The 25,470-nt window shown below is 72.3% G+C and carries 25 protein-coding genes; 11 read left to right on the forward strand and 14 right to left on the reverse strand.

What is annotated here, in order from left to right:
- Positions 1-78: 78 nt before the first annotated feature.
- From AC1ROW_RS17550 to AC1ROW_RS17580, 7 genes are read right to left on the reverse strand one after another with little or no spacing between them, the layout of a single operon-like run.
- Positions 79-1,728, reverse strand: a complete 1,650-nt coding sequence (locus AC1ROW_RS17550; protein ID WP_493020194.1) for a CDP-alcohol phosphatidyltransferase — start codon at positions 1,726-1,728, stop codon at positions 79-81.
- Positions 1,725-2,420, reverse strand: coding sequence for a RibD family protein (locus tag AC1ROW_RS17555; protein ID WP_493020196.1), 696 nt, complete (start codon positions 2,418-2,420; stop codon positions 1,725-1,727). The genes AC1ROW_RS17550 and AC1ROW_RS17555 overlap by 4 nt, the downstream gene beginning before the upstream one ends.
- Positions 2,417-3,394, reverse strand: coding sequence for a lysylphosphatidylglycerol synthase transmembrane domain-containing protein (locus tag AC1ROW_RS17560; RefSeq protein WP_493020198.1), 978 nt, complete (start codon positions 3,392-3,394; stop codon positions 2,417-2,419). Before AC1ROW_RS17560 ends, AC1ROW_RS17555 begins: the two co-directional genes overlap by 4 nt.
- The gene (locus AC1ROW_RS17565; RefSeq protein WP_493020200.1) at positions 3,391-4,281 is read right to left on the reverse strand and encodes an SAM-dependent methyltransferase; all 891 of its coding nucleotides are present in this window, start codon (positions 4,279-4,281) and stop codon (positions 3,391-3,393) included. Before AC1ROW_RS17565 ends, AC1ROW_RS17560 begins: the two co-directional genes overlap by 4 nt.
- Positions 4,278-5,390: a glycosyltransferase family 4 protein gene (locus AC1ROW_RS17570; protein WP_493020202.1), complete on the reverse strand. Its 1,113-nt coding sequence runs from the start codon at positions 5,388-5,390 to the stop codon at positions 4,278-4,280. Before AC1ROW_RS17570 ends, AC1ROW_RS17565 begins: the two co-directional genes overlap by 4 nt.
- Entirely contained in the window at positions 5,363-5,761 is a 399-nt protein-coding gene (locus AC1ROW_RS17575; protein ID WP_493020204.1) for a 6-pyruvoyl trahydropterin synthase family protein, read from the reverse strand. Before AC1ROW_RS17575 ends, AC1ROW_RS17570 begins: the two co-directional genes overlap by 28 nt.
- Positions 5,761-6,738, reverse strand: a complete 978-nt coding sequence (locus tag AC1ROW_RS17580; RefSeq protein WP_493020206.1) for a zinc-dependent alcohol dehydrogenase — start codon at positions 6,736-6,738, stop codon at positions 5,761-5,763. Before AC1ROW_RS17580 ends, AC1ROW_RS17575 begins: the two co-directional genes overlap by 1 nt.
- Positions 6,739-6,861: 123 nt before the next feature.
- Here AC1ROW_RS17580 and AC1ROW_RS17585 point away from each other — a divergent pair, with 123 nt between their 5' ends.
- From AC1ROW_RS17585 to AC1ROW_RS17600, 4 genes are all read left to right on the forward strand, one after another.
- Complete coding sequence (locus AC1ROW_RS17585) at positions 6,862-7,584, forward strand: CDP-alcohol phosphatidyltransferase family protein (protein WP_493020208.1); 723 nt, start codon at positions 6,862-6,864, stop codon at positions 7,582-7,584.
- A gap of 135 nt (positions 7,585-7,719) precedes the next feature.
- Positions 7,720-8,973 carry an ATP-binding protein gene (locus AC1ROW_RS17590; protein WP_493020210.1) on the forward strand — a complete coding sequence of 418 codons (1,254 nt, stop codon included), beginning with the start codon at positions 7,720-7,722 and terminating at the stop codon, positions 8,971-8,973.
- Between the two features lie 30 nt (positions 8,974-9,003).
- On the forward strand, positions 9,004-9,786 hold the full coding sequence (locus tag AC1ROW_RS17595; RefSeq protein WP_493020212.1) for an MBL fold metallo-hydrolase: 783 nt from the start codon (positions 9,004-9,006) through the stop codon (positions 9,784-9,786).
- A gap of 51 nt (positions 9,787-9,837) precedes the next feature.
- Positions 9,838-10,401 (forward strand): YbhB/YbcL family Raf kinase inhibitor-like protein, encoded by a 564-nt coding sequence (locus AC1ROW_RS17600; RefSeq protein ID WP_493020214.1) that lies wholly within the window; start codon positions 9,838-9,840, stop codon positions 10,399-10,401.
- 61 nt (positions 10,402-10,462) lie between these two features.
- Here AC1ROW_RS17600 and AC1ROW_RS17605 read toward each other — a convergent pair whose 3' ends face one another.
- Positions 10,463-13,342 (reverse strand): bifunctional YncE family protein/alkaline phosphatase family protein, encoded by a 2,880-nt coding sequence (locus tag AC1ROW_RS17605; protein ID WP_493020216.1) that lies wholly within the window; start codon positions 13,340-13,342, stop codon positions 10,463-10,465.
- 274 nt (positions 13,343-13,616) lie between these two features.
- Here AC1ROW_RS17605 and AC1ROW_RS17610 point away from each other — a divergent pair, with 274 nt between their 5' ends.
- Complete coding sequence (locus AC1ROW_RS17610; protein WP_493020218.1) at positions 13,617-13,847, forward strand: hypothetical protein; 231 nt, start codon at positions 13,617-13,619, stop codon at positions 13,845-13,847.
- On the opposite strand, the gene AC1ROW_RS17615 is transcribed toward AC1ROW_RS17610, so the two are convergent.
- Positions 13,844-14,404 (reverse strand): hypothetical protein, encoded by a 561-nt coding sequence (locus tag AC1ROW_RS17615; RefSeq protein ID WP_493020220.1) that lies wholly within the window; start codon positions 14,402-14,404, stop codon positions 13,844-13,846. The two genes, AC1ROW_RS17610 and AC1ROW_RS17615, sit on opposite strands and share 4 nt — an antisense overlap.
- Positions 14,405-14,510: 106 nt before the next feature.
- Positions 14,511-15,536, reverse strand: a complete 1,026-nt coding sequence (locus tag AC1ROW_RS17620; protein ID WP_493020222.1) for an SDR family oxidoreductase — start codon at positions 15,534-15,536, stop codon at positions 14,511-14,513.
- 135 nt (positions 15,537-15,671) lie between these two features.
- Between AC1ROW_RS17620 and AC1ROW_RS17625 the strand changes: the two genes are divergently transcribed.
- Genes AC1ROW_RS17625 through AC1ROW_RS17635 form a run of 3 tightly spaced genes read left to right on the forward strand, consistent with a single transcriptional unit; the run spans position 15,672 to position 20,121 of the window.
- Complete coding sequence (locus AC1ROW_RS17625; protein WP_493020224.1) at positions 15,672-16,016, forward strand: hypothetical protein; 345 nt, start codon at positions 15,672-15,674, stop codon at positions 16,014-16,016.
- On the forward strand, positions 16,016-19,042 hold the full coding sequence (locus AC1ROW_RS17630; protein WP_493020226.1) for an FAD-binding and (Fe-S)-binding domain-containing protein: 3,027 nt from the start codon (positions 16,016-16,018) through the stop codon (positions 19,040-19,042). Before AC1ROW_RS17625 ends, AC1ROW_RS17630 begins: the two co-directional genes overlap by 1 nt.
- The gene (locus AC1ROW_RS17635; RefSeq protein WP_493020228.1) at positions 19,039-20,121 is read left to right on the forward strand and encodes an enolase C-terminal domain-like protein; all 1,083 of its coding nucleotides are present in this window, start codon (positions 19,039-19,041) and stop codon (positions 20,119-20,121) included. The genes AC1ROW_RS17630 and AC1ROW_RS17635 overlap by 4 nt, the downstream gene beginning before the upstream one ends.
- Positions 20,122-20,241: 120 nt before the next feature.
- Here AC1ROW_RS17635 and AC1ROW_RS17640 read toward each other — a convergent pair whose 3' ends face one another.
- Complete coding sequence (locus AC1ROW_RS17640; protein WP_493020230.1) at positions 20,242-20,610, reverse strand: DUF7882 family protein; 369 nt, start codon at positions 20,608-20,610, stop codon at positions 20,242-20,244.
- Between the two features lie 136 nt (positions 20,611-20,746).
- Between AC1ROW_RS17640 and AC1ROW_RS17645 the strand changes: the two genes are divergently transcribed.
- Both AC1ROW_RS17645 and AC1ROW_RS17650 read left to right on the forward strand, forming a co-directional pair.
- Positions 20,747-21,664 carry an ABC transporter ATP-binding protein gene (locus AC1ROW_RS17645; protein WP_493020232.1) on the forward strand — a complete coding sequence of 306 codons (918 nt, stop codon included), beginning with the start codon at positions 20,747-20,749 and terminating at the stop codon, positions 21,662-21,664.
- Positions 21,661-22,473, forward strand: coding sequence for an ABC transporter permease (locus AC1ROW_RS17650; RefSeq protein ID WP_493020234.1), 813 nt, complete (start codon positions 21,661-21,663; stop codon positions 22,471-22,473). The genes AC1ROW_RS17645 and AC1ROW_RS17650 overlap by 4 nt, the downstream gene beginning before the upstream one ends.
- Positions 22,474-22,486: 13 nt before the next feature.
- On the opposite strand, the gene AC1ROW_RS17655 is transcribed toward AC1ROW_RS17650, so the two are convergent.
- Positions 22,487-23,344, reverse strand: a complete 858-nt coding sequence (locus AC1ROW_RS17655) for a sulfurtransferase (RefSeq protein WP_493020236.1) — start codon at positions 23,342-23,344, stop codon at positions 22,487-22,489.
- A gap of 17 nt (positions 23,345-23,361) precedes the next feature.
- Entirely contained in the window at positions 23,362-23,520 is a 159-nt protein-coding gene (locus AC1ROW_RS17660; protein WP_493020238.1) for a DUF1059 domain-containing protein, read from the reverse strand.
- Positions 23,521-23,569: 49 nt separating this feature from the next.
- On the opposite strand from AC1ROW_RS17660, the gene AC1ROW_RS17665 reads away from it, so the two are divergent.
- Complete coding sequence (locus AC1ROW_RS17665) at positions 23,570-24,325, forward strand: AfsR/SARP family transcriptional regulator (protein WP_493020240.1); 756 nt, start codon at positions 23,570-23,572, stop codon at positions 24,323-24,325.
- Between the two features lie 4 nt (positions 24,326-24,329).
- Here AC1ROW_RS17665 and AC1ROW_RS17670 read toward each other — a convergent pair whose 3' ends face one another.
- Positions 24,330-25,364 (reverse strand): NAD-dependent epimerase/dehydratase family protein, encoded by a 1,035-nt coding sequence (locus AC1ROW_RS17670; protein WP_493020242.1) that lies wholly within the window; start codon positions 25,362-25,364, stop codon positions 24,330-24,332.
- Positions 25,365-25,470 lie beyond the last annotated feature (106 nt).

The following is a 25,470-nucleotide window of genomic DNA, read 5'->3' on the forward strand; positions in this document are numbered from 1 at the left end:
TCGCGGCGCGCGATTCGTGCCGAATGTCCGGAATCGAAGCGCGAAACGCGACATTCGTGCCGAATCGTGGGGACGGGATCAGCGGCCGTAGGCCGTGAGGAAGCGGTCGCGGAAGGCGTCCATGCGCCACACGGGGGCGTCGGCTGACGGCAGCAGCCCGGGCTGCCAGCCCCACGAGGCGATCCGCGCTGTGACGGCCGGGTCCTTCGCGATGATGCTGATCGGGACGTCGTGGTTCGCGCCAGGGCCGCTGACGATCGTCGCCGGCTGGTGGTCGCCGAGCACGATCAGCACGAGGTTCGGGTCGTCGAAGGTCGTCAGGAACGAGGTCAGCGCGCCCATCGTGTACTGGATGGACTCGCCGTAGAGCTGCTGCACGTGGCGCGGGTCCTGCCAGACGACGCTCGGCGGGAGGCCTTCGGCCGGCTGCGGGTCGTAGACCGAGCCGTCGCCGAGCCGGTCCCAGGGCAGCAGTCTGGGCAGCGGCGTCCACGGCGTGTGCGAGGAGACCAGGTCGATCTCCGCCATCAGCGGCCGGTGCGGGACGGCGAGCTCGTGCTGCTGGAAGTACGCCCAGGTGTACTGGTCGGGCACCTGGGCATAGCTGAAGATCGGCCCTCTGTAGCCCACGTTCGTGGCGTTGAGCTCCTGCTCGTAGTGGTAGAACGACGTCCCGCCCGGCCACGGCTTCGAGTCCGACGGCACGTCGCTGATCGTCCGCCAGCCGGCCTTGCGGAAGGCGGCGGCGAGGGTGAAACGGGTGCCGGCGGTGACCTGGTCGTAGCGCCGCTGGGAGTCGATCCACAGCCCGCTCTGCAGGGTGGAGTGCGCGAGCCAACTGATCCCGCCGAACGTGGACGACGTCAGGAAGGCGCTGCGTTCCGTGTAGCCGTGTGCGGCGAGGGCCGCGTTCCCGCTGCGGAGGACGGCGTCCACCCCCGGCGAGAACGAGGCTCCCTGCACCGCCACCCGCCCGTAGCTCTCCACGAAGGCGATCACGACATCCTTGCCCTTCAGCCCGGTCAGGAGGTCGGCGGCCGGGAGCGTGGCGAAGCGGTCGCTGGACGCCGCGCGGTCGAGGACGGCCTGGTCGCGCGCCGCAGCCTGCACCTGGTTCACCGAGGACGCGGCGGCCGAGAGCCCGTCCGCCGCTGCGACCGGCTCACCGGGCACGAGCTGCACGCCGGCGAGCGCGAGCACCAGCCAGCCGGCGGTGACGGCGGCCGCCGCGATCAGGCTCGGGCGCCGGCGCGGCGTGAGGACGCGCGCCAGGCGCAACAGGGAGGCGGCGACCGCGACGACGGCCGCGACCGCCACCAGCCCGGCGAGCGCCAGGAGGACGATCGCCCCCGCTGTCCCGGCGGAGTCGCGGACCACGCCGTACCCGTCCACCAGCTCGGACCATCCGGCTACGACGTCGAACGGCCGGCCGACCGTCGCCTCGAACACGCGGTCGAGCGCGGCGACGATCGTCGCGAGCACGAGCAGCACCGCGACGAGGATCGCGAGCGTGCGGCGCGCCCACCGCCACGGGAGCAGGACGAGCACGGCCAGGGCGAGGACGCACTCCAGCGGGACGCGCACCAGGGCGAGCGCCGAGTCGGAGGCGACCAGGCCGGGGGCGAGCGCGGCGAGGAACAGGACGAGGGCGGCCAGGGTGGTGGCGAAAGGGGACAGTGCGGTTGCGACAGCACTCCGGACCCGGCGCCCCCGAAGCGACCCGCTCACGGGAACCCCCCGAACCGGTCCGAGAGCGCGTACCGCAGCAGCACGACATCCCCGATCGGCCGGGCCTCGACCAGCGCCGCCCTGTTGTCGCACGTCCACGGGAACGCGCCCTCGCCGACGAAGCGCGGCGCGTCCGGGTCGCCGACGAAGAACGGCGCCACCGCGAGCTGCAGCTCGTCCGCCAGTCCGTCCACGAGGAACTGGGTCAGCGTCCGGCCGCCGCCCTCCACCATCAGCCGGCGGACGCCGCGCTCGCCGAGGTCACTGAGGAGGTCGGCCATCCGGACGTCGTCGCCCAGCGGCACGACGGTGGCGGCCTCGCCGAGCCGGTCGGTGAGGCGGGCGTGCTCACCGCGCGGGCAGTAGACGAGTTTCCGCGTGTCGCCCAGCGTGAAGAAGTTCGCCCCCGGGTCGAGGTCGCCGGTCGAGGTGACGGTCGCCTTCCACGGCGTGCGGCACTTCCCGGAGGCCTCCCGCCGGTCCTGCCGCTCGGCGCTGCGGACCAGCAGCCGCGGGTTGTCTCGGCGCACCGTGCGTGCGCCGACGAGGATGACGTCGTGCCGCGCGCGGACCTCGTCCACCCGGTCGAAGTCGGCGGCGTTGGAGAGCGCGAGCTTCGGCGGTCGCGCGGTGTCGAGGTAGCCGTCGAGGGAGACGGCGCAGCTCACGGTCACATAGGGTCGGTCGCTCATGCCCGCATCCTCCTCCGCCCCGCCGCTGCCGTGAACCGCACGATCAGCGCCGCCGGGGCGAAACACACGAACGCCAGCACGCCGTACAGCGTCGCGGCGGAGACGCCGGCCGCGGCGCTGACGCCGGCCATCGCGAACGCCCATCCGGCCGCGCCTTCCCGTGGGCCCCAGCCGCCGAGGTTGAACGGGATGGACGCCGCGAGGAGCACCACCATCCCGAGCGCGAGCAGGCGCAGCGGCGGCATGCCCGCGCCGACGGCGACGGCGGCGATCGCGAACGTGCCGAGGTGGCAGGCGCAGACGATCACCGACGCGACGACCGCCCGGACGCAGACCGACACCGAGCCGAGGCCCTCGCGGACCTCCCGCCACTCGTGCATCAGAGCCCGCCGGACGCGCCCGCTCGCGAAGGCCGCGACGCCGCCTCCGATGATCACCGCAGCGAGCGCGACGCCGAGCACCGGCAGCAGGAGGCCCTCGAACTCCATCCCCACGACGGCGAGGACACCGACCGCGAGGACGACCTGCACCCCCTGGCCGAGCAGCCGCTCCAGGGCGACCGCCCGCGCGGCCGCTCCCATCCGGTCGGCGGTCCGGCCGTGGTCGATCGCGCGCTGGACGTCGCCGACCACGCCGCCCGGCAGCACCGTGTTCACGAACTGGGAGCGGTAGTACGCGGCTATGGCCGTCGACCAGCGCAGGCCGACGCCGAGCCGCGCGGCGATCAGCCGCCAGCGCCAGGCGGCCGCGACCGTCGCGAGCCCAGTGAGGGCGAACGCGCCGACCACAGTGGGCCCGTCGAGGCTGAGGAGGCCGTGCAGGAAGGGGCCGGTTCCGACGCGTGCGACGATCGCGATCAGGATGGCGACGGGGACGAGGACGCGGAGAGCGATCCGGAGCCAGGGGCGCGCGGTGAGGCGGGGACGCGGCGCTGCCGTCGTCGTCTCCTCCGCTCCGTTCAGCCGTACGGTCATCGCGGCCACGCCAGGACGTCGAGGTGGTACACGACGGCGGAAAGCACGCCGCGGCGCTGCTGCTCACGCCGCAGCTCCCGGTAGCCCGCGGCCTGGTCGAGCAGAGCCCGGTCGCGGTCGGCCTCCGCCTGCTCTGTCGCCGCGTCCACCCAGCCCTCGAACCACGCGCCCAGAAGCGGGGCGCGACGGTCCAGCCGCCACGTCGTCAGCGCCGTGCGGACGTGCCAGCCCGCGCGCGCGAAGAGCCCGCGCACGATCGGCGCGCCGTACCGCCCGAGCAGACGGCGGCCGTCGATCTCCCGGCGCTGGTGCTCGTTGAAGGCGCGGGCGAAGCGGATGTCGCGCGGATCCCACGGTCGCACTTCCACGTCCCCGGTCACGCTGAGCGGCAGGAACGCGGGCGCGCCGACGGCGAGGCAGGCGTCCACGATCGCGTGCGCCTCCTGCGCGGTCACCACGTCGAGGAGTGCGGAGGCCGTCACCAGGTCGGCGCCGGCGACGTCGGCGGGCGCGAGTCGGTCGAGCGGGGTGACGCGGGAGTCGACCGTGATGGGGCGGCCGGTGCGGTCGCGGGGAGGCGCTGTCCGGATCGCGTGCGCGGTGAGGTCGGCGTTCCAGTCGTGGAGGACCCAGCGCTGCGGCCCGGAAAGCTGCGGCACGGAAAGCTGCGGCCCGGAAAACTGCGGCACGGGAAGCTGCGGTGCGAGCCAGCGCATCATCGCGCCTGTGCCGCTGCCGAGGTCGTGCACGGTGATCGGGCGGCCGCGCGTGCCGGCGTCGCCGACGAGTCCCGCGGCCAGGCGCGCGAGCCGCCGCGACCGCGCGCGCCCGTCCTCCGCCTCCCGCAGCGCGAGCCAGTCGGCACTGACCTCCAGGACGCCGCTCACGACGGCACCGCCTCCGTGCGCAGGCCGTCGAGCGCGGCCTCTCGCAGCGCGGATGCGACCACCGCGATCGTGTCCTCCCACCGGCGGCCGGCCTCCCGCGCCTCCAGTGCGGCCGCCTTCAGCGCGTCCCGCCGGGCCGCGTTCGCCCACCACTGCTGCAGCACCACGCGCAACGCCCACGCGTCGTCCGGCGGCACGATCATCGCCGCGTCCTCCCGGGTGATCGCCTCAGGGATGCCGCCCACGCCGGTGGCGAGCACCGGGACGCCGTGGGCGAGCGCTTCCGCGACGGCCATCCCGTAGCTCTCGCTGCGCGACGGCAGCACGACCAGGTCGGCCTGCGCGTACGCCTCCGAGAGCGCGCGCGGGTCGAGGACGCCCGCGAACCGGATCCGGCCGGCGAGGCCGGCGGCGTCGATCACGGCGGTCAGCGCCGCGACGAAGTCGGGGTCGACCTCCAGCGATCCGACGAGCGTGCAGGTCCAGTCGTCGCGGTCGGCGAAGCCCGCTAGGGCGCGCAGCAGGAGGTCCTGCCCCTTGTGCGGCGCGACCGCGGCGACGCACAGCAGGCGGCCGCCGTCGGGGGAGGCCGTGGTCGCGGGGGCCGGGTCGACGCCGGGGTGGGCGACCACGATCCGGTGCGGGTCGGCGGCGTCCTGCTCGAGGAGCTGGGAGCGGGTCGACGCGCTCGTCGCGATGATCCGGCGCGCGGAGCGCAGGGTGGCGAGGTCCCGGTCGCCCAGCAGCCCGTCGCCGGGTACCCCGTCGTCGCGCATCCCGTCCTCCGGTGCCGCCGCCGCGACCATGTGCGCCAGCACCACGATCCGCAGCCGCGACCGCTGCGCGACCACCGCCTCCGGCTCCCGGGACACCAGCAGTCCGTCCACCAGCGCGAGCGCGCCCTCCGGCAGCGCGGCGAGGGCGCGTGCCGTCCAGCCCGTGCCGCGGCCGGTGACCAGGAGCATGTGCACCGTCCACCCCTCGGCCCGGAGGCCGTCGCGGACGCGCTGGTCGTAGCGGTTCCCGCCGCTGACGTGCCGCGGGTCGTCGATGGTGTCCGGCACCACGAAGAACACGTCGGTCACAGCGGCCTCGAATAGCTCGCCCACGCGATGTGGGACTCGTGGAGGGTGACGGCGATGGAGGTCAGCCCGGTGGCCCGGCCGAGCGATCCGTCGGCCGCGGCGTCCGCCAAGCGGTCGGCGATGACCCGGCACAGCACCTCGGTGGTGGTGTTCATCCCGGCGAACGCGGGCTCGGCATCCAGGTTGCGGTAGGTGAGCGAGCCGGTGATCTCGGCGAGCACGGCCGTCGCGCGGCCGATGTCGACCACCACGCCGTCCGCGTCGAGGTCGTCGGCGCCGAAGGTCGCGTCCACGACGAAGGTCGCGCCGTGCAGTCGCTGCGCGGGCCCGAACGCCTCGCCGGTGAAGCTGTGGGCGACCATGAGGTGGTCGCGGACGGTGACCGTGAACGGCATCAGGCGTTCCTCCAATCGATGCTGTGGCAGAGCTCGGGGCCCGGGTCGGCCGCCAGTCGCGCGAGGACCTCCGGCAGCTCCCGCCACGACGACGACCCCGTCAGCAGGGCGTCGAACGCCGGATCCCGCAGCAGCTCGAGCGCGAGCGTCAGCCGGTCGCCCGTGCTGCGGCGGTCGCGGCGGCGCGGCGACACCGCGCCGACCTGGCTCGACCGGAGGGTGAGCCGGCGGGAGTGGAAGTCCTCCCCTAGCATCAGGGTCACCGGCCGGTCGCCGAACCAGCTGGCCTCGATCACCTCGCCCTCGGCGACGACGGTCTCCAGCGCGAGGCGCAGTCCGGCCTCCGACCCGCTGGCGTGGATGACGAGGTCGCGGTCGTGCGGGGCGGCGTCCGGTTCGGCGAAGTCCACGCCCAGCCGCTCGGCGACGTCCCGCCGAGACGGGTCGGCGTCGACCAGCGTCACCTCTGCGCCCGGGATGCCCTGCGCGAGCCGTGCGACGCAGCAGCCGATCATCCCGCCGCCGATCACGGCGATCCGGTCGCCGACGAGCGGTGCGGCGTCCCACAGCACGTTGACCGCGGTCTCCACCGCGCCCGCGAGCACGGCGCGCTCGACGGGCACGCCCTCCGGGACCGGGAACACGGCCGCCGCCGGGACGACGAACGCCGACTGGTGCGGGAACAGCGTGAACACGGTGCGCCCGACCAGCTCGTCTGGCCCCTGCTCGACCATGCCGATGTTGAGGTAGCCGTACTTGACCGGCGCGGGGAAGTCGCCCTCCTGCCATGGCGCCCGCATCAGCGCGTACTGGCTCGGCGGCACCCGGCCGCCGAACACGGTGGCCTCGGTGCCGCGGCTCACGCCCGTGCGCAGTGTGCGGACGAGCACCTCCCCGTCGAGGGGCTCCCGCAGCGGCTCGGAGCGCAGGGCGCCGACGCCGGGCTCCTCGATCCAGAACGCGGTGGCTTCGAGCACGTCCAGCTCCTCTCGCGGCGGCCTCCCGATGGACCGGCCCTTCTGAACCATCCGCCCACACCCTGCGTGTTAAGGCAAGATGCGGCAGCACACGGCGCCGTTCCCCAGAGACACGAGGCTCACGTGAAAAGGGTTCAACTCGCAGCGGTCGGCTGGGCCGGCGCGGGCCTGGCGGTCGCCCTCCTGATCGGGCTGCTCGCGGTGGAGTGGTGGATGACACCGCTGCCCGCGTCGGGCTGGGCGGCTGCAGCCGCCTACCTCCTGGTGTCGAACGTGCTGCTGGTCCGGGGCCTCCAGCGCCGCCGCTCGGAGCGCTTCGGCCCCGCGAACATCGTCACCTCGATGCGCTCGACGCTGGTCGGGCTGATCGCGGGACTGGTGGTGGCGTCGTTCGCTTCGCCGGTCCCCGTCCCGCTGCTGGTCGGCCTCGTGATCCCGGCCCTGGCGCTCGACGCGGTCGACGGCTGGGTCGCCAGGCGCACCGGCAGCACGAGCGAGCTGGGCGCGCGCTTCGACATGGAGGTGGACGCGTTCCTGCTCCTGGTGCTGAGCGTCCACGTGGCGCCCGCGCTCGGGATCTGGGTGCTCGCGATCGGGGGACTGCGGTACGGGTTCGCGGTGGCGGGCCGGCTGCTGCCGTGGTTGCGGGCGCCGCTGCCGTACCGGTACTGGCGGAAGGTGGTGACGGCGTACGCGGGGGTGGCGCTCGCCGCGGCCTGCACGGGGGTGCTCCCGGGGGTGACCACAGTGCTGGTGGCGGCGGCGCTGGCGCTGCTGGGGGAGTCGTTCGGGCGGGATGTGGTGTGGCTGGTGCGGGAGCGGGGGAGGGTGCGGGACGGACTGTAGCGCTGCGGCGACCGTTTCTACGGTCCATCAGTGGCCATTCCTACGATCAACGACAAGCCATTTCTACGACAGACCAGTGGCCATTTCTACGATGATGGCGTGGCCGTTTCTACGATCGATTGGTAGCTTGGTGGCGTGGCCCTCATCGATCGAAACGTCTTCTCCTTCGCGGACTCCATCGCCAGGGCTTTTCCTGCCCTCGTCATCCAAGGGGCACGTCAGGTCGGCAAGAGCACGTTGGCGGGCCAGCTCGCCCGCGGCAAGGACGCACTGGTTCTCACCCTCGACGACGAACAGACGCGGGCTGCGGCAATCGAGGATCCGGCGGGATTCGTCGATCAGAATCGCGACGGCCTGCTCGTGATCGATGAGATCCAGCGTCACCCCGAACTCACGCTCGCCGTCAAGGCGTCGATCGATCGCAACAGGCGTCCTGGTCGCTTCATCCTGACCGGGTCCAGCGACCTCTTGCGCTCTCGGCGGTCGACGGACAGTCTCGCCGGTCGTGCGGTATCGGTCTCGCTGAGGTCGTTCTCGCAGGGTGAGCTCCGCGGAGAGCGCGAGGATTTCGTGCGGGCCGCTCTCGGCGGCGCTCTCCGGGCGAACCAGACATCGGAGGTGACCCGCGATGACTATGCGCGGATGGTCGTTTCGGGCGGGTATCCGAACGCCTACGATCAGACCGTTCGGTTGCGCCGTGTCTGGCTGGACGGCTACGTGGACCGCCTCGTGCGTCGCGATGCGCGTGAGCTGATCAACATATCCGACCCGATGCGGTTGAAGAGTCTTCTGCGCCTCATCGCGGCCAATCAGTCCGGCGAAGTGGTCAAGGCGCGCTTCGCTCAGGACGCCGCCATCCCGCCCACGTCGATCACCTCGTACCTGGACACGCTGGAGATGCTGTTCCTGGTGGACCTGCTCCCGCCCTGGACGCCCAATCTCACATCCCGCGAGACGGGACGTTCGAAGGGGACGATCACCGACTCCGGCCTGGCTGCGCGCTTGTCGCGCGTGACCGAAGCGCAGCTCACCCCCGTCGACGGAAGGGCGCAGCACTTCGGCGGGCTGATGGAGGGCTTCGTCGTCGGCGAACTGCTGAAGCAGCAGGCGTGGTCCGACGAGGAGTTCGAACTCTTCCACTATCGGACCAAAAGCGGAGTCGAAGTCGACATCGTGGTCGAACTCGCCGACGGCAGGGTTCTGGCCATCGAGGTGAAGTCCGGAAGCACGTTCAAGACGGACCACTTCGGCGGCCTCCGCTATCTACGCGACCGACTTGGTGACCGGTTCGTCGCGGGGATCGTCCTCAATACCGGTCAGACCGGATACCGATATTCGGAGAGGCTGTGGGGCCTCCCCGTCGCGGCACTGTGGGAGATCGGGACCTGAGGCATCCCCGATGGTTTCTACGATGGGGAAGTGACCACTTCCACGCACGACGTTCCGGCTTCCCGCCGCCCCCGCATCCTCTCCCTCGGCGGCCCCAGCCTCCTGGTCGAGTTCGGCGGCGCCCGCTTCGCCGTCGACCCGACCTTCGATCGCGCGGGCGAGTACCCGATCGGCTCCCGGGTGCTCACCAAGACCACGGACGCGCCCCTCCGACCGGACGACCTCGGGCCTGTCGACGCGGTCCTGCTCTCGCACGACCAGCACCCGGACAACCTGGACAACGGCGGCCGCGCGTATCTGAGGACGGCGCCCCTCGTCGTGACCACGCCTCTCGCCGCCGGGCGGCTGGACGCCTCGTGCCGCGGGCTCGAACCGTGGGAGTCCGTCGTGATCGGCGGGGTGACCGTCACCACGGTCCCCGCCCGGCACGGCCCGGAGGGGACGGAGGCCGCCACCGGTCCCGTGACCGGTTTCGTCCTGGAGGCGGACGGTTCGCCCACGGTCTACATCTCCGGCGACAACGCCTCCCTCGAGCTCGTCGCCGAGATCGCCCGGCGCTTCCCCGCGATCGAGCTCGCCGTCCTGTTCGCGGGTGCGGCGCGGACGCCGCTGGTCGACGGCTTCCTCACGCTCACGAGCGCGGAGGCGGCGGAGGCTGCGGCCCTCCTGGGCCGGCCGCGCGTGCTCCCCGCGCACACCGACGGCTGGGCGCACTTCACCGAGAGCGCCGACGACGTCACGGCCGCGTTCGCCGCAGCCGGCCTCGGCGACCTCCTGTTGGACAGCACGCGCGGGAGCTGGGCGTCGATCTGAGCGGCGTGCTCTAGGCTGACCATCCCACCCTCCCGTCGAAAGGCCGCTCACATGCCGAACCCCATCGGACGGGCACTGCGCGATCGGCGTGCCGGGCACGACAAGGTCGCCTGGCTCCGGGAGGGGCTGCAGGCCCCGGAGTCGTTCGTGCTGACCAGCCCCGCCTTCGCCGACGGCGCGCCGATCCCGGCGCAGTATCGCGGGAAGCTGCTCGGGCAGGACCTGTCTCCCGCGCTCGAGTGGACGGCGCCGCCCGTCGCCGCCGAGGAGCTGGTGCTCGTCGTGGAGGACCCGGACGCCCCGCGCGCCGAACCCGCCGTCCATACCATCGCGCGCGGCATCGACCCGGCGCTCGGCGGCCTCCCTGAAGGCGCGCTGGCGAGGAAAGGCGCACCGGACGGGATCGCCTACGGCCGGGGGTCGCTCGGCTCCCGCGGCTGGCACGGGCCGATGCCGGTGCCGTCGCACGGGCCGCACACCTACGTCTTCCAGCTCTTCGCCGTGGACCACCGGCTCGACCTCCCGGCCTCGTTCGGGCTGGGCGATGTCGTGCGAGCGATGAACGGCCACGTGATCGCGCGGGCGCGCCTGGATGGGACGTACGAGAACCCGTGAACCCCCTGAACGCACGAACGCCCCCATCCGCGAAGGATGGGGGCGTCCGCGTCTGCGACGGCTACTGGTCGTCGTGGTTCGTCGACCCCGGGGCGATGCCAGGGACGTCGTTCGGGCCGTAGATCTTCGCGTCACCCGGGTAGGGCGACGTCCAGTGCTTGGTCTGGTACCAGGTGTAGCGGTTCATCAGCAGCGGGTTGTCGTAGTCCGGGATGGCCGGGTGTCCGGCCGTTCCGGTGAAGTGCTGCTTTCCGGCCCACTTCTGCCACTCGGCGGCGACCGACTTCTCGGAGGCGGGCACGGCGGCGTCCTTCGCGGCCTGCGCGTTCACCGCGTCGGCCGCGGCTCCCGTCTGACCGAGGGTGTCGTAGCCGCAGGCGGGCTTGGTCGCCACGCCTTCGGTCAGCGGGACCTGGTTGGCGACCGCGGTGTACGGGGTCAGGTCCGGCTTCTTCGTGAACGCGTCCACCATCGGCGTCGCCGCAGCGATCTTCTGGTTCAGCGGCTGCGCGCCGAGGATCTGCTCGATCGTGCGGACCATGCTGATCTGCGAATAGTAGGTGCTCACCGTCTTCCCGTGCACCGCATACGGGCTGATGACCTGGATGGGCGCCCGGTGGCCGTCGACGTGGTCGGCGGAGTCCTGGCTGTCGTCCTCCGCGACGAAGATCGCGGAGTCCTTCCAGTACTGCGAGTGCGAGATCTCGTCGACGATCTTGCCGAGAGCGAGGTCGTTGTCGGCGACCATCGCCTTCGGGTCGGCGGTGCCACCGGTGTGGTCGCTGGAGAGCCAGACCATGTTGAAGTTCGACGGACCGTTCTTCTCGAAGTCCTGCTTCCAGGTCTCGTACCGGTAGATGTCGGGCACGCCGAGGTCGAAAGGCGCCGCGTTCGGGTCGGAGATCGCGTTCAGCGACGGGATGACCGAGCTCGAGTTCCACTTGATGGAGGGGTCGAACAGCTGGGAGGGCGAGCCGCCGGCCATGGTGCTCGTGGCGGCGCAGTAGTACTGCTGCCAGGTCGCGCCGGCCGGCTTGCCCTCGCCGTACTCGAACTCGCCGTAGTTCTTCGCGCTCTTCCCGGCGGACTGCACCGAGTTCCAGAGGAAGCCGCTGCGCTGGTGGCCCAGCACGTCCTCCTCCGTGTCGTACGAGCGGGTGTACTCGCCAGCGCTGGTCTGCGTGTAGGCGGTGTTGTCGCCCTGCATCAGCCAGTTGTGGCCTTCGGCCGAGTTCGTCCCGATGTCGTACGTATTGTCGTACAGGCCGAACTGCGAAGCGAGGGCGTGCTGGTTCGGCGTCACCGTCTGGCCGAACTGGGTCAGCGAGGGGTCGCCGTTGCCCTGCTTCATGTCGCCGTAGAGCTGGTCGTAGCCGCGGTTCTCCTTGACCACCAGGAACACGTGCTTGATCGCCGACGGGTCGCCCAGACGCTTCGGGATGACCGCCGCGGCGTTCTCGCTCCGGTCGCCCTCGGCCTGCTTGAGGGAGTTCTCGGTCCAGCCGTTCTGCGCGAACACCTGAGCCGTGGCCTTCTGGATCTCCTTGTCGCTCGGAAGCGCGAACTTCGTGAGCGAAGCCGTCGTCGAGTGCGTGCCGTGCCCGGTCACCACGGGGACGCCCGCACCCTTGTTGACGGTGATCCCCGGACCGCGCGCGTCGATCCCGCGCGTGTTCGTGACGACGATCGAGCCGTTCACCGCCGCGACGTTCTCGGGGTAGTAGTCGGTCGGCAGGAGCCCGATGAGCGCGGCGGGGTCGCGTGGGTCCTTCGTGTCGACCTTGTAGACGGCGATCGCGTTCGCGTTGCCGAGGGAGACCAGGAGGTGGTCGCCCTGCAGCGTGACGGCGGTCGGCTGGTAGCCGGTCTTCGACGACGCCCACGGCTGGGTCGCGATCGTCTGGACGACGGCGCCGGAGCGCGTGTCGATCACCGAGACGGTGTCGCTGTTGGTGTTGACGACGTAGAGCGTGTTCCCGCTGACGTGCATGGCTGTCGGGTGCAGCTCCACCGGGATGGAGCCGACCGCGGCCGACGGGTTCGCCGTGTCGATGACGCTGACCGTGCCGGTCGTCGACGTTCCGAGGGTGGTGTTCGCGGGGACCGGCGTGCCGTACGAGCCCATCGTGGTCTCACCCGGGAGCGCGTAACGACCGCCCTCGTTGGAGACGTAGAGCTTGCTCCCGACGAACGTCAGCTGCCGCGGCGCGATGCCGACCGCGAGGGTCTGCTTGATCGTGCCGGCGGTGGGGTCGATCGCGACGACGGTGTTCTGGCCGTTGACCGCCGCGTAGAGGGTGGAGCCGTCGGGGGAGAAGGTCATCCCGGCGGTCAGCGCCTCCTGGCCCGCGGCCGAGTTCGGGATGGCGATCTTCGTGCCGGCGCCGAGCGAGCCGTCCGCGTTGAACGGGTAGCGGACGATCCCGGTCGCGACCGGCTCGAACAGGAACTTGCCGTCGGGCGAGAAGACCGGGCCCTCCTGGCCGACGGTGCCGTCCGAGATCTTGAGGTAGTTCATCGAGCCGTAACCCGCGTTGGAGGCTGCGGTCGCGAACGCGGTCGCTGCGAGCGTGCCCGCCGCCGCGACGGGCTTGTACGTGCTGAGGTCGAAGACCTGGAGGTCGACGGAGCGGTCGGCGCTGGTGCCGACGAGGAAGCGGCCGTCGGGGCTGACGGTCGAGCCCATGAGCTTGCCGAACGGCGTCATCAGGCGCGTCCCGGTCGGCTGGATCACCTGGTCGGACGAGATCTGCTCGCCGCCGGCGTAGTTCACGCCGACCTGCTGGTTCCCGAAGGCGATGGTGGAGGCGGTGGCGATGCCGCCGCCGAGGACGACGAGCGCGCAGGTGGCCGCGGTGACCGCGAGGACGCGCTGCCGCGTCGTGAGGGAGGCGAAGCGGCGCCGGCCGGATTTCTGGCGCCGGGGGGTGTTGCGAGGCATGGGACGAGACCTTTCCCGAGAGTGGAGGAGCTGAGAAGGCGAGCGACCTCAGAGCGGGGTCACAGAGAAGACACTGCTGTGACCCTCTTCGGGGGGTCAACCAAACGGTTCGTGAATGCAGGGTTACGGCGGTGCCGCGCTCTCGGGCGTGTCGGCGGCGGCATCCCAGGCGAGAGGCGCGAAGCGCAGGTGAACGCGGGCTGGGCGGCGGGCGCGTCGTCTGTCAGGACTCTCAGGCTGCCCGCACGGCCTTCGGCGGTGGGACCATGGCGGCATGGACAATCTGGAGACCGCCGAGGATGCCATCCGCCGGGCCCGCGCGAGCCTCGCGAGAGCTGCGACCGCCGCCGCTCCCGCCGCTCCCGGTGCCCCCGCCGCCTGGGTCGAGCCGCTCCGTCTCGCGCTCGACGCGATCGAGAGCGCCGTCGCCGAGCTCAGCGAGCTGCGCGACCCGCCGCTGGAGAGCTCCGGGGAGACCGGCCCGGACTCCTCCTACATCCGCTAGCCGCCGAGCGCGGCGACGATCGTCTGCGCTTCGCCCCAGTACTGCTCGTAGTAGCCGGGGTCGGCGTTGACCTGCACCGCGTGCGCCGCCTCGGTGGGCGTCATGGACTGCCAGCCCGGAATGCGCACCAGCTGGCGGAAGAAGTGCGTGGCCGCCGTGTACGGGTCCATCCGGTCGGCGAGCGTGCCCCACGCCCCGTTGTCCCGCTGCTGGAAGAGGCCGCGGCTGTCGGGGCCGGCCGCGTCGCCGTAGTCGAGGTTGCGGAGGCCGGACTCGCCGATCGCGGTCATGACGCCGATGGTCTCGCCGTACTGTCCGACGCCCTGATCGCGGGCGGCCTGGAGGATCGTCGCGGCCATCGCGAGCTCGGGTGCGCAGAATCCGGCGACCGGTCCCTTCGGCACCGCCCGGCCGGCCACCGTGGTCGCTGTGGCGTCGGCGCACGGCGGTGGCGGCGCGGCGACGGTCGCGGTCGCCGTCACGAACCGGGAGGCCGCGAACAGCCCGCCGGCGACGAGGAGGGTCGTCACGAGGAGGGCGACGACCGACTTGCGCATCCGGCACCTCCTGTTTCGATCAGCATGGTTCGTCAGGCCAACCTATGGGGGCGCGCTTTGCGGGTGCTGAGGGCTCCCTGACCAACGTCTGGGCGGGACGGATGCGTCACCGGCGGCGCGAGGCCGCGCTCCCCGCGGTGAGGAGGGCCGCCCCTGCGAGGGCGGCGCCGGCGGCCCCGAGCGCGCGGCGGTTCCGCGACGCCCACGCCTGCACGCTCATCCGCTTCGCCCGCTCGTCGAACGGGCCGTGCGTGCCGTGGTCCACCTCCCGGTCGGCCGGCTCCCACAGGTTGGCGGGCTGGTCGGCGGGCCGCGGCTCGTCGGTCTGCTGGGAGTCGAATCCGGTCTTGCCGAGGTAGCGGTCGAGCAGGCCGGGGATCACCCGGTTGCCGATGATGGCCTTCACCGTGGAAGCCCCCACCCAGTACGCCCGCCGCGGCCGCACGGCCGCCTGGACGATCGTGCGGGCCGCCACCTCCGGCTGGAAGATCGGCGGCACCGGCTGCGCCTGCTTCGGGAGCCGGGACAGCAGCCAGCGGAACTGCGGGGTGTTCATCGCGGGCAGGTGCACCATCGTGATCGCGACAGCGCTGTGGTCGTGGATCAGCTCGGTGCGCACCGACTCGGTGAACCCGACGATCGCGTGCTTCGCTCCGCAGTACGCCGACTGCAGCGGGATGCCGCGGTACGCCAACGCCGAGCCGATCTGCACGATGGTCCCTCCGCCGGCCGGGCGCATGCGGCGCAGCGCGGCCATCGTGCCGTAGACGAAGCCGAGGTAGGTCACCTCGGTGGTCCGGCGGAACTCCTCCGGCGTGATCCGGCCGATCTCCGCGAACACGGACGAGAACGCGCAGTTCACCCAGACGTCGATGCGGCCCCACTCGCTCACGACGCGCTCGGCCGCAGCCTCCACCGCCTCCGCGTCGGCGACGTCGACCGGCACGGTGATCGCCCGGCCGCCGGCGTCGCGCACCTCGGCGGCCGCGGCCTCCAGCCCTGCCTCGCCGCGGGCCAGCAGCGCGACGCTCGCGCCGTGCCGCCCGAACTCGACGGCGGCGGCGCGGCCGACCCCTCCACTGGCGCCCGTCACGACGACGACGGCGCCCTCCAGCGTCTCGATGCGGCTCACGCGTGCTCCTCTCGCTCGGCGGGATGATCCCATTCCGATGCTCCGCCGCCTCCGAATCGGTTCAACCCCTTGCGCTCGGCGGGCCCAGGGCATTCCATCCGATAAGAGGCGTCGGGACGACAAGGAGGCACGAAAATGACCGTCAAGCTCAACCGCAAGGCGCTCGACCACGCCCGTTCGCTCGTCGAGAAGGGCACGGTGGTCCGCGACGAGCGTGACGACTGGAGCGAGCACGCGCCCAGCGCGGACGAGGAGAACGCGTTCATCGAGAAGCACGGCTGGGAGCAGTACGCGCTCTGGCACCTCGGCGAGGACGCCGAGAAGAGCGAGGAGACGAAGGGCCGCTACAGCTTCCCCTACGGCGACTTCGCCAAGGTCCACCGCTGCGCGGTCATCTCGCTGGAGAGCCGGGCCGCCCAGAACGACCACGACGACATTGCGCGGTCCTCCAAGAAGCTCCTCGACCAGATCGACGAGTGATGTCGAGCGTCATCACCTCCGGCGGGGTGGACGTCCGCACGCTGGCCGGTGTGCTCGAAGACCGCGTGGACGGCGAGGTGCGCTTCGACGACGGCAGCCGCGCCGCCTACGCGACCGACGCCTCCAACTACCGCCAGGTGCCGATCGGCGTGGTCATCCCGTACACGGTGGAGGCCGCCGTGGCGGCGATCGAGGTCTGCCGTGAGTTCTCCGCACCGGTCTTCAGCCGCGGCGGCGGCACGAGCCTCGCCGGCGAGTGCACCAACCACGGCGTCGTCATCGACTGGAGCAAGTACTGCAACCGGGTGATCTCCGTCGACCCGGACGCGCGCGTGGCCGTCGTCGAGCCCGGCATCGTGCTCGACGACCTCAACGCGGTGCTCGCCCCGCACGGCCTCCAGTTCGGCCCGAAACCGGCGACGCACTCGCACTGCACGCTCGGCGGGATGATCGGCAACAACTCCTGCGGGTCCAGCGCCCAGGCCTACGGCAAGACCGTCGACAACGTGCGCCGGCTGGAGGTGCTGACCTACGAGGGCGACCGGTTCTGGGCGGGGCCGACCTCCACGGCGGAGTTCGAGCGCATCCAGCGGGCCGGCGGCCGGGTCGCCGAGCTCTACGCGGCGATGCGCGACCTCGCCGAGGGGGACGGCGACCTGATCCGGGAGCGCTACCCGCGCATCCCGCGCCGGGTCTCCGGCTACAACCTCGACTCGCTGCTGCCGGAGGCGGGCTTCGACGTGGGCAAGGCGCTGGTCGGCTCGGAGTCCACCCTGGTCACGGTGCTGCGCGCCGAGCTCGACCTGGTGCCCGTGCCGCCGACCCGCACGTTCCTCGTGCTCGGCTTCCCGAGCATCGAGGACGCCGCCGACGCCGCGCCCACGATCGCCGAGCACGACCCGCTGACGATCGAGGGGATCGACGAGGTCCTGGTGGAGGACCAGAAGACCAAGCGCCAGAACGTGGAGGCGCTCCACCTGCTGCCCGACGGGAAGGGCTGGCTGGTCTGCGAGTTCGGCGGCGACACCAAGGACGAGTCCGACGCGAAGGCGCAGCGGATGGTCGCCGCGCTGAAGCAGCGCGAGATCGTGCCGACCGACCGCGAGTTCGACGACGCCGAGCACCAGAAAGAGATCCTGGAGGTCCGCGAGGCCGGCCTCGGCGCGACCGCGTGGATCCCCGACCGGCCCGACACCTGGGAGGGCTGGGAGGACGCCGCCGTCCCGCCGGAGCGCCTGGGCGACTACCTGCGCGACTTCGGCCGGCTGCTCCACGAGTTCGGCTACGAGAACGTCTCGCGCTACGGTCACTTCGGCCAGGGCTGCGTGCACTGCCGCATCCCGTTCGACCTGACGACGGAGGAGGGCATCGCGCTCTACCGCGCGTTCATCGGCCGCGCCGCCGAGCTGGTCGCACAATACGGCGGCTCGCTCTCCGGCGAGCACGGCGACGGGCAGTCGCGCGGCGCGTTGCTGCCGATCATGTTCGGCGAGGAGGTCGTCCGCCTCTTCGAGCGGTTCAAGGCGCTGTTCGACCCGCACGACCGGATGAACCCCGGCAAGGTCGTGCACCCCTACCAGCCCACCGACAACCTCCGGCTCGGGGTCGGCTACGGCCCGAAGGTGGACGTGGAGCTGCACTTCTCGTACCCGCAGGACCGCGGGCAGTTCGAGCGCGCGGCGCTGCGGTGCGTGGGGGTCGGCAACTGCCGCAGCCACAGCGGCAATGTCATGTGCCCGTCCTTCCGCGCCACGAACGAGGAGGAGCACTCCACCCGCGGGCGGTCGCGGCTGCTCTTCGAGATGCTGGAAGGGCAGTACCGGGAGAGCCCGATCACCGACGGCTGGCGCTCCACCGAGGTGGGGGACGCGCTGGACCTGTGCCTGTCATGCAAGGGCTGCAAGACGGACTGCCCGGTGAACGTCGACATGGCGACCTACAAGGCCGAGTTCCTGTCGCACCACTACGCCGGGAGGCTGCGCCCGGCCGCGCACTACACGATGGGCTGGCTGCCGCTCTGGGCGCAGATGGCGAGCGTCGCCCCCGCCCTCGTGAACCGGCTCGCCCGCCTGCCCGGCGTCGCGCGCGTCGCGAAGCGCGTCGGCGGCGTGGAGCCCGACCGACCCGTTCCGCGGTTCGCACCGCAGCGGTTCACCGACTGGTTCGCCGCCCGGCCGCCCGGGCCTCCCGCGCCGCTCGGCGACGTGATGATCTGGCCGGACACCTTCACCGACAACTTCCACCCGTCCATCGGGCGCGCGGCGGTCACCGTGCTGGAGGACGCCGGCTATCGCGTCGTGCTGCCGCCCGGACACCTGTGCTGCGGGCTGACCTGGATCTCGACCGGCCAGCTCGCGACGGCGGGGAGGATGCTCGCGCACACGGCGGCGGCGCTCGCCGAGGCGCTGGGCGACGATGTGCCGCTGGTGGGGCTGGAGCCGAGCTGTCTCGCGGTCTTCCGCTCCGACGCGCCGGAGCTGCTCCCCGACGACGCCAACGTGGCCGTGGTCGCGGAGCGGGCGACGTCGTTCGCGGAGCTCCTGCAGGGGACCCCCGAGTGGTCGCCTCCGCACGTCGGCGGCAGCGCGGTCGTGCAGCCGCACTGCCACCAGCACGCGGTCGGCGGCTTCGGCGCGGATCAGGCCATCCTCGACGCCGCAGGCATCGAGACCACCACCGTGGAGGGCTGCTGCGGTCTCGCGGGCAACTTCGGCTTCGAAGCGGGCCACCTGGACGTGTCGGCGGCCGCGGCGGAGCACGCGCTGCTGCCGGCCCTCCGCGAGGCGGGCGCCGACGCGCGCGTGATCGCGGACGGCTTCAGCTGCCGGACGCAGGTGGAGCAGCTCGGGGACACGCTCTCCCCGGGTCAGCGACCGCTGCACCTCGCCGAGGTGCTCGCCCTCCAGCTCGGCGCCCGCCGCGGCGTCCCGGTGCGGGTCGACCGCCCCGGCCGCGCTGCCGAGCGCATCCCGGCCGCGGCGGTCGAACGCGCGCTGGCCTCCGACCGGGTGAGGCAGCGCTCATGAGCGGGCGGCTGGATGGCATCCTCCCGCAGATCGACGCGGTCGAGACGCGCGTCTTCCGCATCCCCACCGACGCGCCGGAGGCTGATGGGACGGCCACCTGGGAGCAGACCACGCTCACCGTGGTGCTGCTGCGCGCGGGCGACGTGACCGGACTCGGCTACACGTACAGCTCGGCTGCTGCCGCGACCGTGGTCGACGACGAGCTCGCGCCGGTGCTGCGCGGGAGGTCGCTCACCGACCTCGGCGCGATCGTCGCCGACCTGGAGCACGCGCTCCGCAACCCGGGCCGGCCGGGGATCGGCGCCTGCGCGATGTCGGCCGTCGACGTCGCGCTCTGGGACGCGCGGGCCCGCGCGCTCGGGATGCCGCTGGCCGACCTCCTCGGCCGGGTCCGCGCCTCCGCGGCGGTGTACGGCAGCGGCGGCTTCACGACCTACGACGACGAGCGGCTGCACGACCAGCTGGCCGGCTGGGCGCGCGACGGGTGTCGCTGGGTGAAGCTGAAGATCGGCGAGTCCTGGGGCACCCGCGTCGACCGCGACCTGCACCGCGTCGAGGTCGCGCGCCGCGCCATCGGACCCGATGTCGGCCTGTTCGTGGACGCCAACGGCGCGTACGGCGTCGGCCAGGCGCTGCGCGTCGAGCGTGCGATGCGCGAATTCGACGTGACCTGGTTCGAGGAGCCGGTGAGCTCCGACTACCCCGACCAGCTCGCCGCGGTGCGCGCCGGGTCGTTCGCCGACATCGCGGCGGGGGAGTACGTGTACCGCCCGTCCGACGCCGCCGGCCTGATCGGGTCGGTGGACTGCCTCCAGCTCGATGTCACCCGCTGCGGCGGCTACACCGGCTGGCTGCAGCTCAGCGGGCTGGCCGCCGCCCACGGCGTGCAGGTGTCGGCGCACTGCGCGCCGCAGCTCGCCGCGCACGCGGGCTGCGCGACGCGGAACTTCCGACACCTGGAGTACTTCCACGACCACGCCCGCCTGGAGCCGATGGTGTTCACCGGCACGCTGCCGTTCGTGGACGGCGCGCTCACGCCGGACCGTCGGCCGGGGCACGGCCTGGCGCTGCGCGAGTAGCGCGGACGGGCGCGTCCCGCCCAGGCCAAGGCGGGGACGAGGTCCCGAACACTCGTCCCCGCCGCCTGAGCCTCCGGCACCGCGGCCGCGGATGCCACGCAGCCGCCGATGCCGGGGAGGTCAGCCGCGGAGTGCGCCGTCCATCATGTGCTGGACCGCGGGCGGCGAGCCCACACCGCGTCCGGACACCTCGGACTGGCCGTCTTCGCCCGTGACCACGAGGCCGGTCGCGCTGGCGGCCGACTCGGCGAGAGCCTCCAGCCAGTCGCGGTTGATCGACGGCGTCCGCGATCCGGAGAACTTGAAGTAGAGCGGGATGGACGGGTCGAGCCAGATGGTCGACCTGCCGTCGCCGATGTCCGGGGAGTCCCGCCACGACATCGCGAAGCTCTCGCGCCGCCGCAGCTTGTTCACAATGACGATCTGGAGGTGCAGGAGCAGGCGGTCGTCGAACTCGATGACCGTCGAGTCGTAGATGAGTGAACCCACTGCGGCAACCTCCCTGAGGTGTACGCGTTAAGCGCAAGTGTGATCCGATTCACGCAGAAAGTCGATGCCTCCGCCCGGGATTCGTCGGCGTCGCCCGATGATGCGCGCCCCACCCCGCGCGCGGCATGATTGCCGCATGAGCTCACGTCCTCCCGCCGTGGTCGTGCGCGACCTCCGCAAGTCGTACGGGTCGTTCGAAGCCCTGCGCGGTGTCGACTTCGAGATCGCCGACGGGGAGACCTTCGCGCTGCTCGGGCCGAACGGCGCAGGGAAGAGCACGACCATCGAGATCCTGGAGGGGTATCGCGACCGCTCCGGCGGCGAGGCGAGAGTGCTGGGCGTCGATCCCGGCAAGGCGGGTACCGCGTGGAAGGCGCGGCTCGGGATCGTGCTGCAGTCGGGGGCCGAAGCCGCGAACGTGACCGTGCGCGAGCAGCTCACCCAGTTCGCGCGGTACTACCCGCGCAGCCGCGACGTCGAGGAGGTCATCGCCGCCGTCGGCCTGGAGGAGAAGGCGAAGGTCCGCATCCGGAACCTGTCCGGCGGTCAGCGCCGGCGCCTCGACGTCGCGCTCGGCGTGATCGGCCGGCCGGAACTCCTCTTCCTGGACGAGCCGACGACCGGGTTCGACCCGGAGGCGCGGCGGCAGTTCTGGGAGCTGGTCCGCACGCTCAAACGCGAGGGCACCACCATCCTGCTCACCACCCACTACCTGGACGAGGCCGCGCAGCTGAGCGACCGGGCCGCGGTGATCGCGCACGGCGCGCTGCTCGACATCGGGGCGGTGGACGCGATCGGCGGTTCGGCGGCGCGCGTCCCCATTGTCCGCTGGCGGGACGCCGCCGGCGCGCCGCACGAGGAGCGCACCCACGAGCCGGCCGCCCTGGTCGCCCGGCTCGCCGCCGAGGCCGGAGGGGAGCCGCGCGACCTGGAGGTCATCCGGCCCAGCCTGGAGGACATCTACCTCGGCCTGGTCCGCGAGGCCGACGAGCGCGCGGGAGCGACGGAGGGTGCCGCCGGGCGCCGCGCCTCCGGCGAGGAGGTGGCCGCATGACGTCGGTCGCGCTGGGCTGGGCCCGCATCCGCTACGAGGTGCTCGTGTACTTCCGCCAGGCGGACACCATCTTCTTCACGTTCCTCTTCCCGGTGGTCATGCTCGGGATCTTCTCCGTCGCGTTCCAGGGCCTCGGCAAGGTCGGCGCCGCCCCGGACGGCAGCGGCGGCATCAGCCAGGCCGCCTATTACCTGCCCGGGATGATCGCCGCCGGCATCCTGCTGAGCGGCGTGCAGAACCTCGCCGTCGACATCGCCATGGAGAAGAGCGACGGGACGCTGAAGAGACTGGGCGGCACCCCGCTGCCGGTGGTCTCCTACTTCCTCGGCAAGATGGGCCAGGTCATCGCGACCAGCATCCTGCAGATCGCGCTGCTGCTGTTCGTCGCCCGGGTGCTGTTCGGGGTAGCGCTGCCGACCGACCCGCAGTCCTGGTTGCGCTTCGCGTGGATCTACGCCCTCGGCATCGTGACATCGGCCGTGCTGGGCATCGCGCTGTCTGCGGTGCCGCGCACGGGCAAGAGCGCGACGGCGGTGATCATCCCGATCGTGCTGGTGCTGCAGTTCATCTCCGGCGTCTACCTGGCCTTCAACCTGCTGCCGACCTGGCTGCAGAACATCGCCAGCCTGTTCCCGCTGAAGTGGATCGCCCAGGGGATGCGGAGCGTGTTCCTGCCCGCCGCGTTCGAGGCGAAGGAGCCGAGCGGCAGTTGGCAGCTCGGCTGGATCGCCGTTGTCCTGCTGATCTGGCTGGTAGCGGGGCTGATCGCGTGCCGGGTGTCGTTCCGGTGGATCCGGAAGGACGGTTAGCCGCGCCCCTCGCTCACTCGATCGGCGTGTCCGCCTCGTGCCCCCACTCGGCCCACGACCCGTCGTAGACGCGCGCGTTCGCGTGCCCGAGGATATACCGCAGCACGAACCATTCCGCCGACCCGCGGTTGCCGATCGTGCAGTAGGTGATGACGTCGGCGTCCGGGGCGACCGAGGCGAACATGCCCGCCAGGGTGTCGCGGTCGCGGAACCGGCCGCGCTCGTCGAACACGCCGGCGGCATCCACGTTCACCGCCGACGGGACACGACCCGCGCGGCCGCCCGGCTCCGGGGTCCCGGACGGCCAGAAGCGCTCGCCGGTGTACTCGGCGGCGCTGCGGGCGTCCACGATCGTCGCGCCGGGGCGTCCGATCGCCGCCCGCACGTCAGCGGCGGTGGCCCGGATCGAGTCGTCCGGCGCGGGCAGCGGATACCGGGAGGGCGTCACCTCGGGCGTCTCGGTCGTGAAAGGCCGGCCGGCCTCCTGCCAGACGGCGCGGGAGGTGTCGAGGATGCGCACGTCCGGGTGCCCGTAGAGCGTCATCAGCCAGAACCCGAGCGATGGCGCGTAGCCGTAGAACACGACGGTCGTGTCGGGTGTGATGCCCGAGCGTTCGAACAGCGCCCGGATCGCGTCGTCGCCGACCGGCCGGTAGTCCGGGCCTTTGAGGTCGGCGTACGGATTCCAGAGCACGGCGCCGGGGAGGTGACCGGACGCGTAGGCGGTGGCGTTCACGTCCACCTCGATGACGCGGACCCCGGGGTCCGCGAGGTGGGATTCGAGCCAGTCCGGCCCAACGACGGGGACGGGGTCGAGGGGAGCAGCCTCGCGCACGTCGCGCGTGGCGGCTCGGGTGGTGGTGGAGCTCATGGTGGCCTCCTTGCGGCTCACTCCAACTGGATCCAGCCGAGCAGGTCCTCCCGCGCGACTGCCTGGAAGAGGGCAGGATGGTCGGACCGCAGGTGGGCGCTGATGTCGTCGACGACCTCGGCGTCCGTCTCGCCGCGGGCGATGTAGCCGCATTCGCACCGGATGATCCTGGTCATCTCGTCCTCCCTCATAGTTCTACGCAGGGCCCGTTGGCAGAATGTTGGCATGACATTGGCGTCCGGTGGAGTCCGGGTGCAGCTCTGCGGGACCCTGCACCTCGAGCGTGCAGGTGAGCGGCTGGAGGACGGCCTCCCTGGGCGGCAGGGACGGCTGCTGTTCGCGTATCTCGTGCTCAACCGGCACCGCCCCTGCACCCGCGAGGAGCTGGCCGAAGCGGTCTGGCCCGGCGCGGTCGCCGTCCACGGAGCGGGACTGAACCCGCTCGTGTCGAAGCTGCGGCGGCTGCTCGGCGCCGACGCGCTGGAGGGACGGTCGGCGCTGCGGCTCGAGCTGGGGGAGGACGCCCGCATCGACGTGGAGTGGGCGGAGCAGGCCGTGCACCGCGCCGAGTCGCAGGTCGCCCTCGGGCGCTGGGCGACGGCGTGGGGGCCCGCGACCGGTGCGATGCTGATCGCCCAGCGCGAGTTCCTGCCCGGCGAGGAGGCCGGCTGGATCGACGAGGAGCGTCGCGCGCTCGCCGACATCCTCGTGCGCGCGCTGGAGGCTTACGCGGTCGCGACCCTGGAGATGGGCGGCACCGAGCTTCCCGCGGCGGTCCGCGCGGGCCGTCGGCTGGTGTCGATCGCTCCGTTGCGCGAGACCGGCTACCAGGTGCTCATGCGGGCGCTGCGACGGCAGGGGGATGTCGGGGCCGCGGTCGGAGTGTACGGCGAACTGCGCTCGCTGCTGCGGGACGAGCTCGGAGTCTCCCCGAGCCCGGCCACGCAGCAGCTGTACGCGTCGCTGCTCGCGGAGCCGTGAAGCGTCACTCCGCCAGCCCCTTCGCCAGCATGCTCTCGGCCGCAGCCGCCACCGCTTCTTGCCACGCCCGCGGGTCGAACCCGAGCACGCGCCGCGCCTTCGTGTTCGACGCCTTCTTCCGGTACCCGAGCTCAGCCGCCATCGGGCGCATCCCCGGGTTCGTCTCCGCCGCCGCGCGCACCGCCGCGTCCGGGAGCAGCGCGGTCGCCGGGGGTACGCGGCTCGCGCGCTCGCCGAGTTCGTCGCGCAGCACCGCGCCGACCTCCGCGAGCGGCACGGCGTCCTCCTGGGCCGCGAGCAGGAAGCGCTCGCCGGCCGCGCCCTCCGCGGTGATCGCCGCGATGTGCGCGGCCGCGACATCCCGCACGTCCACGAACGGGACGGCGAAGTCCGGATACGCGGGCAGCTCGCCCGTGAGCACACGCCGGACCAGGTGGTTCGCACCCGACATCCCGGTGCCGATCAGCGGTCCGACGACCGCGACCGGGAGCATCGTGACCAGCTCGGTGGGGCCGTCGCCGATCAGCTCCCAGGCGGCGCGCTCGGCGAGCACCTTGCTGCGGCCGTAGGCGTCCATCCCCGGCCCGTCGAGCGGCGACCAGTCGGCCTCAGTGAACGCGCGGTCGAGCGGAGGATGGCCGAACCCGACCGCGTGGAAGGCGGAGGTGAGCACGACCCGGCGCACTCCCGCGCCCTGGGCCGCGCGGAGCACCCGCAGCGTGCCCTCCCGCGCCGGCACGATCACGTCGTCCTCGTCGTCGACCGGTCCGAGGTGCACCGGCGAGGCGACGTGCAGGACCGCGTCCACGTCCTCCACCGCCTCGGCCCAGCCGGCGTCGTCCAGGAGGTCGGCCGCGACGAAGTGCAGCGCGTCGCCGTTCGTCATCCCGGCCTCGGCCAGGGCCGCGCGAGCGGAGTTCTCGCGGTCGAGAGAGCGGATGGTGGCGCGGACCTCGTGGCCGCTGCCGAGGAGCTGGAGGATGATGTGCCCGGCGATGAAGCCGGAGCCGCCGGTGACGAGGATGCGCTGGTCGGCCATGCTCGGTCCTTTCGGTTGGTCGGGTGCTGACCCTTCGATGGTTCCCCGGCAGGCCGGGCCCAGCCAGCCCCTGTCCACACTGGTAGTGGGAGGGACAGCCTGGACG

Source organism: Leifsonia sp. GW821-FHT13C09 (assembly GCF_058806435.1).

Coding starts and splice junctions, on each gene's coding strand:
- AC1ROW_RS17555 (WP_493020196.1), bottom strand. CDS start 2,420: ATGAGCGACCGACCCTATGTGACCGTGAGCTGCGCCGTCTCCCTCGAC.
- AC1ROW_RS17560 (WP_493020198.1), bottom strand. CDS start 3,394: ATGACCGTACGGCTGAACGGAGCGGAGGAGACGACGACGGCAGCGCCG.
- AC1ROW_RS17575 (WP_493020204.1), bottom strand. CDS start 5,761: ATGCCGTTCACGGTCACCGTCCGCGACCACCTCATGGTCGCCCACAGC.
- AC1ROW_RS17600 (WP_493020214.1), top strand. CDS start 9,838: ATGCCGAACCCCATCGGACGGGCACTGCGCGATCGGCGTGCCGGGCAC.
- AC1ROW_RS17605 (WP_493020216.1), bottom strand. CDS start 13,342: ATGCCTCGCAACACCCCCCGGCGCCAGAAATCCGGCCGGCGCCGCTTC.
- AC1ROW_RS17610 (WP_493020218.1), top strand. CDS start 13,617: ATGGACAATCTGGAGACCGCCGAGGATGCCATCCGCCGGGCCCGCGCG.
- AC1ROW_RS17615 (WP_493020220.1), bottom strand. CDS start 14,404: ATGCGCAAGTCGGTCGTCGCCCTCCTCGTGACGACCCTCCTCGTCGCC.
- AC1ROW_RS17625 (WP_493020224.1), top strand. CDS start 15,672: ATGACCGTCAAGCTCAACCGCAAGGCGCTCGACCACGCCCGTTCGCTC.
- AC1ROW_RS17630 (WP_493020226.1), top strand. CDS start 16,016: ATGTCGAGCGTCATCACCTCCGGCGGGGTGGACGTCCGCACGCTGGCC.
- AC1ROW_RS17635 (WP_493020228.1), top strand. CDS start 19,039: ATGAGCGGGCGGCTGGATGGCATCCTCCCGCAGATCGACGCGGTCGAG.
- AC1ROW_RS17645 (WP_493020232.1), top strand. CDS start 20,747: ATGAGCTCACGTCCTCCCGCCGTGGTCGTGCGCGACCTCCGCAAGTCG.
- AC1ROW_RS17650 (WP_493020234.1), top strand. CDS start 21,661: ATGACGTCGGTCGCGCTGGGCTGGGCCCGCATCCGCTACGAGGTGCTC.
- AC1ROW_RS17655 (WP_493020236.1), bottom strand. CDS start 23,344: ATGAGCTCCACCACCACCCGAGCCGCCACGCGCGACGTGCGCGAGGCT.
- AC1ROW_RS17660 (WP_493020238.1), bottom strand. CDS start 23,520: ATGACCAGGATCATCCGGTGCGAATGCGGCTACATCGCCCGCGGCGAG.
- AC1ROW_RS17665 (WP_493020240.1), top strand. CDS start 23,570: ATGACATTGGCGTCCGGTGGAGTCCGGGTGCAGCTCTGCGGGACCCTG.
- AC1ROW_RS17670 (WP_493020242.1), bottom strand. CDS start 25,364: ATGGCCGACCAGCGCATCCTCGTCACCGGCGGCTCCGGCTTCATCGCC.